Source organism: Acinetobacter sp. CIP 102529 (assembly GCF_000368325.1).
Classification (GTDB): Bacteria; Pseudomonadota; Gammaproteobacteria; order Pseudomonadales; family Moraxellaceae; genus Acinetobacter; species Acinetobacter parvus.
On record NZ_KB849355.1, the window covers coordinates 690,627 to 705,998 of the forward strand.

Genomic DNA, 15,372 nt, shown 5'->3' on the forward strand with positions numbered 1-15,372 from the left:
GAAACCCTACTCTCCTCGAGCAAATAATTTATCTAGTTGATGTAGTGGAAATGCCCGCCAGGTGGGGCGACCGTGGTTACACTGGCTGGCAAACTCGGTTTGCTCCATTTGGCGCAACAATGCATTCATTTCAGACAGACTGAGTTGTCGGTGTGCTCTTACAGCCCCATGACAGGCCATTCCAGCCAACAGTTCATCACGTTTTTGCAATAACCCTCTCGCCTCATCATTCGGGTCAAGGTCATTTAACAGTTCTGGAATTAAATTGCCAAAATCTGCCTTATGCAAAATGGCTGGCACACCACGCACGATCACTTGTTCATCACCATATTGGTCAATTTCCAGCCCCAGCCGTTGCAATTGAGGTTGCAAGTCCTCAATACGTGTGGCTTGCATACGAGTAATGGAAACAACTTTAGGAATCAGCAGTTGTTGCGAAGTCCAAAATTCAGGTTTATCCCATGCCGACTTCATCTGCTGCAACAAGATACGTTCATGTGCCGCATGCATATCAACAATGATTAGACCTTCAGTATTTTGCGCCAAAATATAAATGCCATGAAGTTGTGCAATCGCAATACCTAGTGGAAATTCATCTACCTTTGCTACTGTCTGGTCCTGATCAGAATCAACCTCTTCACGCAAGGGAGCCAGATAACTTTTTAAGGCATTGTTGAGTTGTACGGAACCACTGTAACGCGGCTGTTGTGGTTGCGATGCATTATATTGAACTGCTTGCGGACGGCTTTGATTAAACTCAGTCAGCAAATCTGTTGATATTTCTACTTGCTGATTGAGCTGTGGTTCAGGTTCAACTTCAGCACGATGTAAATTAAATTGTTCCTGATATTTTGGTTGTGGCTGATAATTAAAATTCTCTGTCGCGGCATCATCCATTTTCATCGCTTGTGCTAAATCAGCAGTTGCGGTTTGAAATTGAGACAAGGTTGCTTTGGCATAATGCCGTACAAATTCATGTACTTCACGCTGGTTCAGAAAACGAATTTCATGCTTGGTCGGATGTACATTGACATCAATATTTTCAGGATCAACCTCTAAAAACAGCAAATAAGAGGAATATTGGTGTCCATGCAAAATCCCCTCATAGGCCATACGCAAAGCATGCGAAATGGTTTTATCTTTCACAATACGACCATTCACATAGACATACTGCAAATCAGCCTGTGCCCGTGCATCAGACGGATGCCCCAACCAGCCTGATAACCGCATATTGATACTTTCAGCATCCATCCAATATGCATTTTGGATAAATGCTTGACCCAATAATTGTTGCACTCGTTGATAACGTAATTCACCACTATCTGCGATGGGTAAATTCAAACGAATATTATCATTATGTTCGAGTACAAAACGAATTTCAAAATGAGTCAAAGCCAAACGGCGAACTATTTCTTCAATATGACCAAATTCTGTGCTTGGTTTTTTTAAAAATTTACGGCGAGCAGGCACATTAAAAAATAAGTCCTGCACACGGATATGTGTACCTTTTTGTGCTGCAACGGCCTGTATTTGCTGATGATCAAAAGCCGTTCCATTGACTTCAACTTGATAGCCGATACCCTGCTCATCTTGACTACTGGTTAAAGTTAAACGAGACACTGCTGCAATCGAAGCCAACGCTTCCCCACGAAATCCTAAACTGACAATCGCATGTAGATCTTCAGCAGTTTGAATTTTACTCGTCGCATGACGCATCACGGCTAATGGTAAGTCTTCAGCATGAATACCATGACCATTATCAATGATTTCAATCAGTGTTGAACCACCTTGTGCCACCCGAATAATCAGTTCGGTTGCTCCAGCATCAATCGCGTTTTCCAATAACTCTTTAACCACTGAAGACGGACGTTCAATGACCTCGCCCGCTGCAATCTGATTGGCTAAGGCTGCATCAAGTGTATGAATACGACGAGTTGAATCATGCACCATTCAATTGTTCCTGCAAAATTTGAGCTAAAGGCTCAGATGTTGTGGTCAATGTCACAAATCGAGTTAACTCATCATCTGATTTTTGAATATCAATGATTACATCGGCTTGAGGAATTTCATTTCCACCTTTCGATGGCCATTCAAATAGGAATAAAGCATCAGGTGTTTCTAAATAGTCACGGATTCCCATCAACTCTAATTCATAGGGATCATCTAAACGATATAAATCGAAATGGAAAATTTCTTTGCCTTGAATGGTATAGGGTTCAACCAAGGTATAAGTTGGACTTTTTACTGAACCTTGATGCCCAAGATTCTGGATAAAGTAACGCGTAAATGTCGTTTTTCCAGCCCCTAAATCACCAATCAAATATATAACGCCTGAATGCACTTGTTGTGAGAGCACTTGCGCAAATTTTTGAGTGTCTTGTTCATGATTTAAAGTAAATTTCACTGAATATGACATGGCAAATAGAATAAAATTGGGATAACCGCTATGATAACATTGCCCTGAGGTAAAGCCTAATCCATAGCAATACGTTGGTTCTTTTTTACAACATTGAAGAGAAGACATGACTCTACAAAATCGGGTTGATCCTTGGGGGAAATTGAATACGCATCCCTCAAAAAGTGCGACTTTAATGGGGAATCGTGGTGGTAAGCTGCATAATGCAGACAAGCAAATCATTAAGCAATTTTCCACTCAATCCTGGATCAACTGCTTAACCACATTCGGTAATGTCAAAAGAGAGGTTTTTGGACAGTCTTATTCTGAACTGTTCTTTCTAGATGAAGCAACTGCCTTGGCGGCAGGTCACCGTCCTTGTGGAGAATGTCAGAACCAACGCTATAAACAGTTTAAAAATGCATGGATTTATGCAAACAACATTGGTATTTCACTACCTGTAAAAGAGATGGATAAAAAAATTCATCAAGACCGCCTAACAGCGGATAAAGACAAGAAAACATTTCAAGCTAAAATTTCTGATTTACCAATTGGCACTTTCTTTGAGCATGACTCAAAAGCAATCGTGGTTTTTACAGACAATCATTATTTGGTTTGGTCTTTTGATGGCTATCAACAGGAAGTTGAATTACCAAATGACCTGATTGTGAACGTACTCACGCCAGAATCTTTTGTCAAAGCATTTGATGAGGGATTTATACCTCGTTTTCACCATTCAGCCTCATTCAAATAATATGAATATCATTGAAAATTTTACTCCACCACTGATCAACGGTGTCAGTGCCAGTAAAGTCTTTTTACCCGATGACATTTCTGCACCTACCATTTTTGCTTATCTTTGCCAACACTTTCCACATATTCAATCAAGCGAATGGCAACAACGTTTTAGCGATGAATTAATCTATGCTGCGAACGGTGAAAAATTAAAAATAGACAGTATCTATACGCCCAATAGCCATATTTTTTATTATCGTTTTCTGGCCCATGAAATTCATGTGCCTTTTCAACATGAAATTTTATTTGAAAATGAAAATTTACTGGTGGTGGATAAACCTCACTTCCTGAGCATGACACCAACTGGACAATACGTTCAGGAAACCTTACTGGTTCGCCTGAAAAGACAAACAACTAATCAAGACCTAACCCCGATTCATCGACTGGATCGGGAAACGGCAGGCGTGGTTTTATTCAGCAAAAAAACTGAATCGCGGGGAATCTACCAACAACTTTTTGCCGAACGCAAAGTTCAGAAAGTCTATCATGCGATTGCTGCCTATCATCCCAAACTCAAATTTCCACAGACTGTTCAACTGCATCTAGAAAAGGGTAATCCTTTTTACACCATGCAAATTAATCCAGAAAAACCAAGCAATACAGAAACACACATAGAACTGTTGGAACATACACAGCACAAAGCCAAATATCTGCTTAAACCCAAAACGGGCAAACAACACCAACTCCGTGTACACCTCAATTACCTGGGTATCCCAATCCTCCACGACCCTTTTTACCCAACTGTCCAGCATAAGGCAGATGATGACTTTAGCTGCCCATTGCAATTACTGGCCAAGCAGATTCAGTTTGTTGATCCCATTTCCCAACAGAAAATGCATTTTATTTCCAATTTTGAACTCACACTGTAAACACAACGTAATGACAAAAAATTACTATTTTCACTTCAAAAATATTGAAATTAGCCTGTGATCGTTTAAAATACATGGCGATAACTAAAAATATTTGGTCATATCTTTCATGCGAAAAACAGAAGTTTATCAGGTTCGTCTTGATTCTCAGGAAAAGAAACAGGCATTTGCCGTTTTTAAGCAGCTCGGTATCTCCCCTGCTCAGGCTGTGCGACTTTTCTTTAAACAGGTGGTACTGACCAAATCCATTCCCTTTGCGATTGAAAACCAGAATATCAATATGGAACAGTTGCTTAAACTGCGTAAATCCAAAGCAAACCAAACAACCGAAGATTCAGCTTCCAATCACCTTGAAGATGACCACGAAGACCTGTTTAAAGAACTCAACGCACTTTTAGGTGAAAGTGACAAAACTTAACAATGTTGCATTTATACACAAGTTTTTATTTTTTAAGCTGATTTTTTTTCGCTATCCTGTAATTCCAACTAAAACAATAAGGTTAAGGGTAGGTCAGGATGATTGTTAAGCGAGCCAACAAAGAAGATCTTCATCAACTTGCTGTCTTGTTTGACGAATACCGTCAGTTCTATGGCGCATCATCAAATATTGAACAATCCTATCAATTTCTCAAACATCGTTTCGACAATAAAGACAGTGTCATTTTTATCCATGTTAAGGATGATGTGTTTACAGGCTTTGTTATGCTTTATCTCGCTTTTTCCTCTGTGGCCTGTGAAACCTACTATATTCTGGATGATGTTTATGTGACTCCCACTTATCGCAAACAAGGTTCAGCGAAACAATTGATTGATACAGCCATTCTCTTCGCACGCCATGAAAATGCCCAGCGTATCAGCCTCGAGACACAAAAGAACAATTACCAGTCCCACCGTCTTTATGAACAGATGGGCTTTATTCGGGACGATGAGTTCAAGATTTTCCACTGTTTTTTAAAATAATCAGTAGACTGCTTGCGAAACCCCTTTGTTTTCCCCCTTGACAAGGGGGAATTATAGGGGGTTTTGCAAGCAGTCTAGTAATCCAGCACAATATTTTGACTTAACTGTTTTTGCCAAGCCGTTAAATATATCCATTCACCCTCCGCTAAATCAGGTAGTTCAAGCTGCCCAATTTGATGGCGATGCAACGCGTCAACCTTGTTGCCTACAGCTGCAAGCATACGCTTAACTTGATGATATACCCCCTGATGAACGGTCATGCAAAGCTGGTTCGCAGAAATCAACTGTACATCTGTTGCAGCGAAAATCCCTTTTTCATTACGAAGTTCGACACCCTGCTCCAGAGCCTGAATTTGTTTAGGAGTCACTGGATCGGCTGTGGTGACATGATAAATCTTGGGTACATGCTTTCTGGGATGCGTCAGTGACTGTAGATACTGACCATCATCCGTTAATAATAATAATCCTGTCGTATCCTGATCTAAGCGCCCCACACATTGCACGCCGCGATGAATCAGGATTTCAGGTAGTAAACTAAATACGCTTTGGTGATGTGTCGCCTGATGCGAACATTCATAATCCTGTGGCTTATTCAAGGCAATATAGACATTTTCCCTATATTGGTATGGTTCACCAAAAACAGTGAAATTAAGATCATCCGTATTCAAGTTTTGTTTGGGATTGTCATAAACCTGATTTTCAATAAGGACAGAGCCATTCTTAATCAACTGCTGGCAATATTTACGTGAACCAAAGCCTTGAGATTGCAAAATTTTTTCCAGCAGCATAAAAGCACCCTAAGCGAAATCACTTTATTGTACTCGATTAAACTGTTCGCCGCTGTTCGCTGGACATTCATTCTTTATTTTTATAATTTGTTCATATTTCCTCCATCTGCAATATAACAGATACAAAACCCTCATTAAAACATCGTACACAGGACGAGCTGCTCCACATTTTCACTCAAATGTCCTGCTAAATTGGTCTCAAGTAAAAAAATGCTGTCCCAAAACAAAGGACAAGGAGTTTCCCCATGAAATCGAATATCTGGTTATGTAGCGTTATCCTGGCAACCACGTCAATAGTGTCTGTTGCACATGCAGACAACGCAACACGTGTTGCAGCAACCTCTGCCCTTGGTAGTGTGGTCGGTACCGCGATTGGTCAACGCTTGGCGGACAAACAGGTGCCATGATTGGTTCTGCGCTTGGTGGCGCAGGTGGGGCCGCAGCATCCAGCAATAAGCGTGGCCGTACTGAAGCCGCAATTGGTGGTGGTCTAGGTGGTGCTGGTGGTTATACCGTAGGCCGTAACATGGGTGGAACCAATGGGGGTTACATCGGTGCGGCACTGGGTGCGGCTGGTGGTGCCGCATTGGGTCAAAAAGTGGGTCAGGATCGTGCCGAAGAGGAACGCTATGACCGTCGTTATGACAACCGCCGTTCGTACAATGACCGCCGCTACTACAACTCACGCTATAACTATCGTCATGACAATGGCAAGCACCATGGCTGGTACAAACATCGTTAATAGATTTTATCCTTACCCCTTTGGCACTTTCGAGTGCCTTTTTTTATTTATACATTTTCATGTACAAATATAGAAACATTAAATCGAATAAAAACGATATACAAAACCAAACTTATATCGTATTATTTCGATATATAGTTCCGAGAATCAGCGATGAAAATATTAAAAGATATAAAGTTCTCCATTCTAGAGTTGGCACCTGTTAGAGAGGATAAAAATATTGAGTTTTCTCTACGCCACGCACTTGAATTGGCTCAACATGCTGAAAAGCTGGGATATGAACGTTTTTGGTTAGCTGAGCATCACAACATGGATGGCATCGCCAGTTCGGCAACTGCCGTTCTATTAGGATTTATTGCCGCCCACACCCAAAAGATTCGCCTAGGTTCAGGTGGTGTCATGCTTCCAAACCATGCACCTTTGGTAGTGGCTGAGCAATTTGGTACACTGGCGACACTTTACCCAAACCGTTTTGAGCTTGGCTTAGGCCGTGCCCCTGGAACTGATCCACTGACCATGCGGGCCTTACGCCGTGGCCGTCAGGAAACTGAAGATCAGTTCCCGCAGGATGTACTGGAAATTCTGCAATATTTTAAAGACCCGCAACCCAACCAAAAAATCATTGCCACCCCAGGCCAGGGCACCCATGTACCCATCTGGTTGTTAGGTTCAAGCCTGTTTAGTGCGCAGCTTGCCGCAAAGTTGGGACTTCCCTACTCCTTTGCCTCACATTTTGCGCCAAGAATGTTGGGACAGGCCATCCAGATTTATCGGGATAATTTCCAGCCATCTGAATATTTGGATCAACCTTATGTTTCAATGGGCATACCCACCGTTGTTGCTGCTACAGATGAAGATGCACAATATTTAGCCACCAGTTCTTATCAGCGGATTTTAAACCTGATTCGGGGACATAGCCTAAAACTCAAACCGCCAATTGAATCAACACAAGGTCTGGCAAGCAGCGCCGAGCAACTCGCTATTCAGAATTTCCATGCAATGGCTCAAATTGGCTCGCAGGAAACTGTCAAAGCGGGGTTGGAAAAAATTGCCGCACAATATGATGTGGATGAGTTTATCTTCACCTGTGATATTTACGACACACATAAACGTCTGGAAAACTTTAGCTTACTCATGGAGCTGAAAAACCAGTAGACAATCCTATTTTCAAATAAGCATTGCCCTGTTCCGCAATGCTTATTTCACCACCCCCATCCCCACGCTTCTCATTTGAATATCATATTTAGCCAATACGGCGTTTTAAACCTGTCATTTGTAAAATACGGGTTGAGATTTCCTCAATCGACATTTCAGTGACATTTAAATACTTAATGCCTTCTGAAATATAAATCCCCTCAATCGCCCGCAGTTCCATCTGACACTGGCTAAAACTTGCATAGCGACTATTGGCCTTACGTTCATTACGAATCGCAACCAGACGCTCCGCATCAATCATCAGACCAAACAGCTTGTTTTTATGTTCTTTTAGAACTTTTGGTAAACGGTTGTCATCCAGGTCTTCTTCAGTAAGTGGATAGTTTGCTACGCGGATACCAAACTGTAATGACAGATAGATCGAGGTTGGCGTTTTACCCGAACGTGACACACCAATCAGGATAATATCGGCTTTATCGTAGTGACGTGTTCGGGCACCATCGTCATTGTCCAGCGCGAAATGAACCGCATCAATACGTGCCTTATAATATTCAGAGTCAGTCACCGCATGGGTCTGCCCAACCAATGTGGTTGGCAACGTTCCCAACTCTTCTGAAAGTTTACTGATCAAACCCTCAAACACATCCAGATTAACGGCTTTGGCAGTATTGATAATATCGCGTACCAATGGATCAACTAAAGTGTCAAAAACCAGTGGTAGGGAACCATCACGGGACTGGCATGCATTGATCTCTGCAACCGCGACCATAGCAGCCTCTTCAGTGGCAATATAAGGCATGATATGAATGTCAAAATCCACGTTTGGAAATTGCGCAAGTAGTGAATGTCCAAGGGTTTCTGCGGTAATTGCCGTACCATCTGATATAAAAAATACGCTCCGTTTAATTTGTTTACTTTCGGGCATCAAAATTCTCCTTAAACATTTGTCTTAGTGCACTATAATCTTTATAGTAAACTCATCTAACATGACTGTCGCTTAGTAAACACTATATCTAGGCACTTTCGTATAATTTCATACCAATGATAGTCATTCATACTGCAAAAAAAGTGGAGTAAATACTTTGGAAGCGCGCGTAATCGGTCTGGAAAAATTAGGGAAACACGATGTCGAACTCGTAGGTGGGAAAAACTCATCTCTGGGTGAAATGATCAGTCATTTATCCAATGCTGGTGTTTCGGTACCTGGTGGTTTTGCAACAACTGCAGCTGCCTATCGTGAATTCCTAGATCAAAGCGGCTTAAATGCTCGAATTCAGGCTGAACTAACTCAACTGAATGTTGATGATGTGCTTGCACTTGCTGAAACAGGTGCAAAAATCCGTAAATGGATTGTTGATACTCCACTGACTGCCGCATTAGAACAAGAAATTCGTGAAGCATTTGCAGCACTTTCAAACGGTAATCCAGACATCGCTGTTGCTGTACGTTCTTCTGCAACTGCAGAAGATTTACCAGATGCTTCTTTTGCAGGACAACAAGAAACTTTCTTAAATATTCGCGGAATTGATAACGTTCTTATCGCGATTAAAGAAGTTTTTGCTTCGCTTTATAATGACCGTGCCATCGCTTACCGTGTACACCAAGGTTTTGAACACAGTGTTGTTGCCCTATCTGCGGGTGTACAACGAATGGTTCGCTCTGAAACGGGTGCTGCGGGTGTGATGTTTACCCTTGATACAGAATCGGGTTTCCGTGATGTGGTGTTTATTACCGCATCCTATGGCTTGGGTGAAATGGTGGTGCAAGGTGCCGTCAACCCTGACGAATTCTATCTGTCAAAACCACTTTTAAAAGGTGGTAAACACGCTGTCCTACGCCGCAACCTGGGTTCCAAGCACCAGAAAATGATTTATGGTGAAGAAGGTGCTGCGGGTAAATCTGTTGTTGTAGTTGATGTTGAAAAACCTGAGCGCCAACAATTCGCGTTAAACGACCATGAGCTTCATGAACTTGCAAAACAAGCATTAATCATTGAACAACACTACGGTTCACCGATGGATATCGAGTGGGCAAAAGATGGTGATGATGGTCAAATCTATATCGTTCAGGCACGCCCTGAAACTGTGAAAAGCCGTCAAAATGTCGGCACAATGGAACGTTACCTATTAAAACAACGTGGCACAGTCATCTGTGAAGGTCGTTCAATTGGTCAACGTATCGGTTCGGGCAAAGTTCGTGTCGTCACCTCAATTAAAGAAATGGATAAAGTACAAGACGGTGATGTTCTTGTATCCGACATGACTGACCCAGACTGGGAACCAGTAATGAAACGTGCCGCTGCGATTATCACCAATCGTGGTGGACGTACCTGTCACGCGGCAATCATTGCACGTGAACTGGGTGTTCCTGCAATTGTGGGCTGCGGCAATGCCACTGAACTGTTAACGGATGGTCAGGAAGTGACAGTTTCCTGTGCCGAAGGTGATACGGGCTTCATCTATGAGGGTGCACTGGACTTTGAGGTTCAACGTAACTCGATCAACTCGATGCCGAAGCTTCCGTTCAAGATCATGATGAACGTGGGTAACCCTGACCGTGCGTTTGACTTTGCCCAGATTCCAAATGAAGGGATTGGCCTTGCACGTCTTGAGTTCATCATCAACCGTATGATTGGTGTGCATCCAAAAGCATTGTTGAATATTGAGAGCCTGCCACGTGAAACGCGTGCCGCTGTAATGACACGTACTGCGGGTTATTCTTCCCCAATCGAATTCTATGTTGAAAAACTGGTGGAAGGCATTTCAACGCTGGCAGCCGCATTTGCTGAAAAACCAGTGATTGTGCGTATGTCTGACTTTAAGTCAAATGAATACGCAAACCTGATTGGTGGTAAGTTATACGAACCGGAAGAAGAAAACCCAATGTTGGGCTTCCGTGGTGCCAGCCGTTACGTTTCTGACAATTTCCGCGACTGTTTCGAGCTTGAATGCCGTGCCTTGAAAAAAGCACGTGATGAAATGGGTCTCACCAACATTCAAATCATGATCCCGTTCGTTCGGACTGTAAATGAAGCGAAACGTGTGATTGAGCTACTTGCTCAAAATGGCTTGAAACGTGGTGAGAACGGCTTGAAAATCATCATGATGTGTGAATTGCCAACCAATGCATTATTGGCTGAGCAATTCCTTGAGCACTTTGATGGCTTCTCTATCGGTTCAAATGACTTAACACAACTTACACTGGGTCTGGACCGTGACTCTGGTATCGTATCTCACTTGTTTGATGAGCGTGATCCAGCGGTTAAAGCCCTTCTTTCCATGGCAATTCATGCCTGCCGCAAAGCTGGCAAATATGTGGGTATTTGTGGTCAAGGCCCATCTGACCACCCTGACTTGGCGAAATGGCTCATGGAACAGGGTATTGAATCTGTGTCACTGAATCCTGATTCAGTGCTTGATACCTGGTTCTTCCTTGCTGAAGAACAAATCAAGAAAGCCTAGTCTTTTTTTAGAAAAAGACCCTCTTTCGCAGGGTCTTTTTTATCTTTAGTCATTGAGATTTTAAAATTATGCAAATTTACTTGGCTCGTAACAACCAACAAGCTGGACCTTATAGTTTAGAACAAGTGAACCAAATGCTTGCCAGTCAACAAGTTCTACTCACAGATTTGGCCTGGCATGAGGGTATGGCAGAATGGAAAACGCTTGGTGAACTTACACAAGGGAAACTGGTATACGAACCTGTCGGTTACGCTCCCTTTAGTGCCCAGATTAAAACTGAGACTCATCCCAACTCAGCATTTAATATCAAAGTCGAACAAAAGACATCTCAGTTAGCCTCAATCCATTCACGTTTTTTTGCAAAACTGATTGATGTATTTTTATGGTTTCCCGCAACATTCCTACTCACCGCTTTTTTTACACCCGAACAGGCACAAAAGTTTACCCAGTTGAATGAACAACTGTTTCGACTAATGGCAGACCGCTCATCAGACATTGCCCTAGCCCAGAAAGTCCAGACTGAAATTCTTGCGATTATCCCCCCCCAAGCCTGGATGGCCATGTGTGTCTATATCATTGCCATGCTTATGGTACAGGCTTTCCTGATTGGAAAATCAGGTCAAAGCATTGGCAAAAAATTGCTAAAAATCAAGATTGTGGATGCTGAAACCTCTGCTCCTGTCAGCTCAGTAAGGGCATTCTGGCTCAGAAGTATGGTTTTTGTTATTTTAAACATGATCATTTTGCCGTTGATTTCCGTGATTGAATCGCTGTTTGCATTAGGGAAAAATCGTCAGGCATTACATGATAAATTGGCAAAGACCAAAGTGGTTCAGAAATAAGCCTCATCAATTATTTGCACAAAGCTGTATATAAAATACATTTTATACAGCCTTTCAATATAGCGTGTTGATATATAAAAAAAAGATCAGGCTTTAATCCAATCCCTGCTAAATAAATCGGGTTTTAAAACAAGTATTTCAGACCACTTTATCAGTAGCTTAGTTTTTCAATATGAGGCATAATGCCCTACAACGTAGCGGTGTCGCATGATTACTAAGCAATTCACAATTATTTCTTATCAATCGTGCGACACTTTAATCGCTATCCCATAATTTATTTAGGGAATGGGACTCTTCACCGAGGTTGTAAAATGAGACAAACGATTTTAGCTGTATTGTCTTTATCAACGATGGCTGCGCTCTTGACAGGGTGTGGCGGTGATATGGTACTTCTAAACAATAAAGGTCCAGTAGGTCAAGGTCAAAGTAGCCTGATGATGACTGCGATCTATTTAATGCTGTTGGTGGTGATTCCATCAATCGTGATGGCATTATGGTTTAGTTGGAAATATCGCGCATCGAATAAAGATGCAGACTATAAACCTACCTGGGCACACTCTACGACAATTGAAATCGTTGTTTGGGGTGTACCTGTCATTATTATTGGTATTTTAGCTTGGTTAACTTGGTGGGGTTCCCACAAGTACGACCCTTACCGTCCGTTAGAGTCAGATAAAGCGCCTTTAACTATTCAAGCCGTCGCTGAACAGTTTAAATGGATTTTTATTTATCCTGAGCAAAACATTGCAACGGTAAACGAAGTACGCTTCCCAGAAAAAACACCTATTAGCTTCAAGATCACCTCTAACTTCACAATGAACTCATTCTTCATTCCACAGTTAGGCGGCCAAATCTATGCTATGGCGGGTATGCAGACTCACCTTCACTTATTGGCAGATGAACCTGGTGTATTCCGTGGTTTCTCAGCAAACTATTCAGGTTATGGTTTCTCACAAATGCGCTTCAAGGCGCATAGCGTAACTGAACCAGAGTTTGCACAATGGGTAGAAGCTATTAAAGCGGGTAATGGTACAAGTATCAATGCTGAAGCAATTCAAAAAGGTACACTTGACCAAGCTGAGTTAGCAACGCTTAAAGATGGCGATCGTTCTAAACATCAGATCGAAATTCTTGTAAACCGTGCTAAGGCTGCTGGTGATGAAGAAGCACTTGCTAAAGCTGAAGCTATGAAACCGTTCCCGAACAAGCCACACCCTGTGACTTATTACTCTTCAGTTGAGCCAAAATTGTTTGAAACAATTATCAACCACTATATGAGTAATTATCACGGTGCTGACCACTCTGCTGCTGGACATGCAACAGCAGAAACTCATGCTGCAGCTGAACATGCTGCTCAAGGGGAATAAGACATGGATATGATTTTTGGCAAATTAGGCTGGGATTCTATTCCAACAGAGCCGATTGTACTCGTTACCATGGTCATGATGGCTCTTGGTGGCATTGCAGTTCTAGGCGGTATTACCTATTTTAAAAAATGGGGATACTTATGGAACGAATGGTTCACATCTGTAGACCATAAGAAAATTGGTATCATGTATATCATCGTATCAGTAGTCATGCTTCTGCGTGGTTTCGCCGATGCAATTATGATGCGTTTACAACTTTTCCTCGCGAAAGGCGGTGGCGAAGGTTACTTACATCCAGACCATTACGATCAGATCTTTACAGCACACGGTGTAATCATGATCTTCTTCGTAGCGATGGGTCTCGTTGTAGGTATGATGAACATTGCTGTTCCATTGCAAATCGGTGCTCGTGACGTAGCATTCCCATTATTAAACTCTTTAAGTTTCTGGTTATTCGCAGGCGCTGCTGGTTTGATGATGGTTTCACTTGTATTGGGTGAATTTGCTGCGACTGGCTGGATGGCTTACCCTCCTCTATCTGGCATTCAATATTCTCCTGGTGTAGGTGTTGACTACTACATTTGGGCACTGCAAGTTTCAGGTTTAGGTACGCTATTAACAGGTGTTAACTTCTTCGTTACCATTATTAAAATGCGTGCACCTGGCATGAAATTAATGGACATGCCAATCTTTACCTGGACTTCACTTTGTACGGCAGTACTGATCATTGCATCATTCCCTGTATTAACAGGTACAATTGCAATGTTGACGCTAGATCGTTACTTCGGCTTCCATTTCTTCACCAATGAGCTTGGCGGTAGCCCAATGCTTTACGTGAACCTGATCTGGACATGGGGTCACCCTGAAGTATACATCCTGGTATTACCAGCATTTGGTCTATACTCTGAAATCGTGGCGACGTTCTCTCGTAAAGCGTTGTTCGGTTACAAGTCTATGGTGTATGCAACTATTGCGATTACTGTACTTGCATTTGTTGTATGGCTTCACCACTTCTTCACCATGGGTGCTGGCGCGAACGTGAATGCGTTCTTCGGTATCATGACCATGATTATTGCGATTCCTACAGGTGTGAAAATCTTCTCTTGGTTATTCACCATGTATAAAGGTCGCATCACCTTTACTACTCCAATGTTATGGACGCTTGGCTTCCTAGTAACATTCGGTATTGGTGGTTTAACTGGTGTACTTATGGCTGTTCCACCTGCAGACTTCCTTGTACACAACTCACTGTTCCTGATTGCTCACTTCCATAACGTGATTATCGGTGGTGTGGTGTTCGGTATGTTTGCTGGCATCATCTTCTACTGGCCGAAGATGTTTGGCTGGAAGCTCAATGAAGCTTGGGGTAAAGCTGCGTTCTGGTTCTGGTTTATTGGTTTCTACTTTGCATTCATGCCACTTTATATCCTTGGCTTCATGGGTATGACACGTCGTTTGAATACATATGACAACCCTGAATGGGACCCATATTTGGCAATTGCATTGTTCGGTGCAGTATTGATTGCTATCGGTATTGCATGTTTCCTTATGCAAATCATCGTTGGCTTCCTACAACGCAAAGACAACATGGACTATACAGGTGATCCTTGGGATAGCCGTACATTTGAATGGGCAACGTCTTCCCCTGCTCCATTCTATAACTTTGCGCATCTTCCAGCAGCTGACGGTGTTGACCGTTTCTGGACTGACAAAGAAAATGGTGTAGCATACGCACGCGATACTAAATATGAAGATATCCATATGCCGACTAATCGTGCAGCTGGTTTCATCATTGCAATGTTCATTACTGTTCTTGGTTTTGCATTGATCTGGCATATTTGGTGGCTAGTCGTTGTTTCATTCGTTGCTGCAGTTGTTAGCTTGATCGTAAGCTCATTCACCAAGAATGTTGATTATTATGTTCCTGCTGCTGAAGTAGAGCGTATTGAAAACGAACGCTATGCGTTACTTGAAAAACACTTGAAGAAGGACTAAGGA

The 15,372-nt window shown here is 42.3% G+C and carries 13 protein-coding genes and 1 pseudogene; 10 read left to right on the plus strand and 4 right to left on the minus strand.

Annotated features, from left to right (window positions below; genetic code table 11):
- Positions 1-6 precede the first annotated feature (6 nt).
- Both mutL and tsaE read right to left on the minus strand, forming a co-directional pair.
- Complete coding sequence (gene mutL / locus F972_RS08555) at positions 7-1,950, minus strand: DNA mismatch repair endonuclease MutL (protein WP_004769545.1); 1,944 nt, start codon at positions 1,948-1,950, stop codon at positions 7-9.
- A complete protein-coding gene (tsaE, locus tag F972_RS08560) occupies positions 1,940-2,416 on the minus strand; it encodes a tRNA (adenosine(37)-N6)-threonylcarbamoyltransferase complex ATPase subunit type 1 TsaE (protein ID WP_004682463.1) in 477 nt (158 codons plus the stop codon). Before tsaE ends, mutL begins: the two co-directional genes overlap by 11 nt.
- A 106-nt stretch (positions 2,417-2,522) precedes the next feature.
- Between tsaE and F972_RS08565 the strand changes: the two genes are divergently transcribed.
- From F972_RS08565 to F972_RS08580, 4 genes are all read left to right on the plus strand, one after another.
- A complete protein-coding gene (locus tag F972_RS08565; protein WP_004682464.1) occupies positions 2,523-3,149 on the plus strand; it encodes a hypothetical protein in 627 nt (208 codons plus the stop codon).
- A gap of 1 nt (position 3,150) precedes the next feature.
- Positions 3,151-4,059, plus strand: a complete 909-nt coding sequence (locus F972_RS08570; protein WP_004682466.1) for a pseudouridine synthase — start codon at positions 3,151-3,153, stop codon at positions 4,057-4,059.
- Positions 4,060-4,168: 109 nt separating this feature from the next.
- Positions 4,169-4,477 (plus strand): type II toxin-antitoxin system RelB/DinJ family antitoxin, encoded by a 309-nt coding sequence (locus F972_RS08575; protein ID WP_004682467.1) that lies wholly within the window; start codon positions 4,169-4,171, stop codon positions 4,475-4,477.
- Between the two features lie 98 nt (positions 4,478-4,575).
- Positions 4,576-5,019, plus strand: coding sequence for a GNAT family N-acetyltransferase (locus tag F972_RS08580; protein WP_004682468.1), 444 nt, complete (start codon positions 4,576-4,578; stop codon positions 5,017-5,019).
- A gap of 74 nt (positions 5,020-5,093) precedes the next feature.
- Here the strand turns inward: F972_RS08580 and F972_RS08585 are convergent, their stop codons facing one another.
- Complete coding sequence (locus tag F972_RS08585; protein WP_004682469.1) at positions 5,094-5,807, minus strand: pseudouridine synthase; 714 nt, start codon at positions 5,805-5,807, stop codon at positions 5,094-5,096.
- A 245-nt stretch (positions 5,808-6,052) separates the two neighbouring features.
- Here F972_RS08585 and F972_RS08590 point away from each other — a divergent pair.
- A pseudogene (locus F972_RS08590) lies at positions 6,053-6,549 on the plus strand (glycine zipper 2TM domain-containing protein).
- Between the two features lie 153 nt (positions 6,550-6,702).
- Positions 6,703-7,704 carry an LLM class flavin-dependent oxidoreductase gene (locus F972_RS08595; protein ID WP_004682473.1) on the plus strand — a complete coding sequence of 334 codons (1,002 nt, stop codon included), beginning with the start codon at positions 6,703-6,705 and terminating at the stop codon, positions 7,702-7,704.
- An 88-nt stretch (positions 7,705-7,792) separates the two neighbouring features.
- Here F972_RS08595 and F972_RS08600 read toward each other — a convergent pair whose 3' ends face one another.
- Entirely contained in the window at positions 7,793-8,629 is an 837-nt protein-coding gene (locus F972_RS08600; RefSeq protein WP_004676999.1) for a posphoenolpyruvate synthetase regulatory kinase/phosphorylase PpsR, read from the minus strand.
- A gap of 157 nt (positions 8,630-8,786) precedes the next feature.
- Here F972_RS08600 and ppsA point away from each other — a divergent pair, with 157 nt between their 5' ends.
- From ppsA to cyoB, 4 genes are all read left to right on the plus strand, one after another.
- A complete protein-coding gene (gene ppsA, locus F972_RS08605) occupies positions 8,787-11,165 on the plus strand; it encodes a phosphoenolpyruvate synthase (RefSeq protein ID WP_004769552.1) in 2,379 nt (792 codons plus the stop codon).
- A 68-nt stretch (positions 11,166-11,233) separates the two neighbouring features.
- Positions 11,234-12,007 carry an RDD family protein gene (locus F972_RS08610; protein ID WP_004757763.1) on the plus strand — a complete coding sequence of 258 codons (774 nt, stop codon included), beginning with the start codon at positions 11,234-11,236 and terminating at the stop codon, positions 12,005-12,007.
- 311 nt (positions 12,008-12,318) lie between these two features.
- Positions 12,319-13,374: a ubiquinol oxidase subunit II gene (cyoA, locus tag F972_RS08615; protein WP_004757762.1), complete on the plus strand. Its 1,056-nt coding sequence runs from the start codon at positions 12,319-12,321 to the stop codon at positions 13,372-13,374.
- Positions 13,375-13,377: 3 nt separating this feature from the next.
- Complete coding sequence (gene cyoB, locus F972_RS08620) at positions 13,378-15,369, plus strand: cytochrome o ubiquinol oxidase subunit I (protein ID WP_004682482.1); 1,992 nt, start codon at positions 13,378-13,380, stop codon at positions 15,367-15,369.
- Positions 15,370-15,372 lie beyond the last annotated feature (3 nt).

What these genes read in the sequence shown, in the direction of transcription:
- F972_RS08575 (WP_004682467.1), top strand. Translation starts at nt 4,169, where the DNA reads ATGCGAAAAACAGAAGTTTATCAGGTTCGTCTTGATTCTCAGGAAAAG.
- tsaE (WP_004682463.1), bottom strand. Translation starts at nt 2,416, where the DNA reads ATGTCATATTCAGTGAAATTTACTTTAAATCATGAACAAGACACTCAA.
- F972_RS08600 (WP_004676999.1), bottom strand. Translation starts at nt 8,629, where the DNA reads ATGCCCGAAAGTAAACAAATTAAACGGAGCGTATTTTTTATATCAGAT.
- F972_RS08610 (WP_004757763.1), top strand. Translation starts at nt 11,234, where the DNA reads ATGCAAATTTACTTGGCTCGTAACAACCAACAAGCTGGACCTTATAGT.
- cyoB (WP_004682482.1), top strand. Translation starts at nt 13,378, where the DNA reads ATGGATATGATTTTTGGCAAATTAGGCTGGGATTCTATTCCAACAGAG.
- F972_RS08595 (WP_004682473.1), top strand. Translation starts at nt 6,703, where the DNA reads ATGAAAATATTAAAAGATATAAAGTTCTCCATTCTAGAGTTGGCACCT.
- mutL (WP_004769545.1), bottom strand. Translation starts at nt 1,950, where the DNA reads ATGGTGCATGATTCAACTCGTCGTATTCATACACTTGATGCAGCCTTA.
- F972_RS08570 (WP_004682466.1), top strand. Translation starts at nt 3,151, where the DNA reads ATGAATATCATTGAAAATTTTACTCCACCACTGATCAACGGTGTCAGT.
- F972_RS08580 (WP_004682468.1), top strand. Translation starts at nt 4,576, where the DNA reads ATGATTGTTAAGCGAGCCAACAAAGAAGATCTTCATCAACTTGCTGTC.
- cyoA (WP_004757762.1), top strand. Translation starts at nt 12,319, where the DNA reads ATGAGACAAACGATTTTAGCTGTATTGTCTTTATCAACGATGGCTGCG.
- F972_RS08585 (WP_004682469.1), bottom strand. Translation starts at nt 5,807, where the DNA reads ATGCTGCTGGAAAAAATTTTGCAATCTCAAGGCTTTGGTTCACGTAAA.
- F972_RS08565 (WP_004682464.1), top strand. Translation starts at nt 2,523, where the DNA reads ATGACTCTACAAAATCGGGTTGATCCTTGGGGGAAATTGAATACGCAT.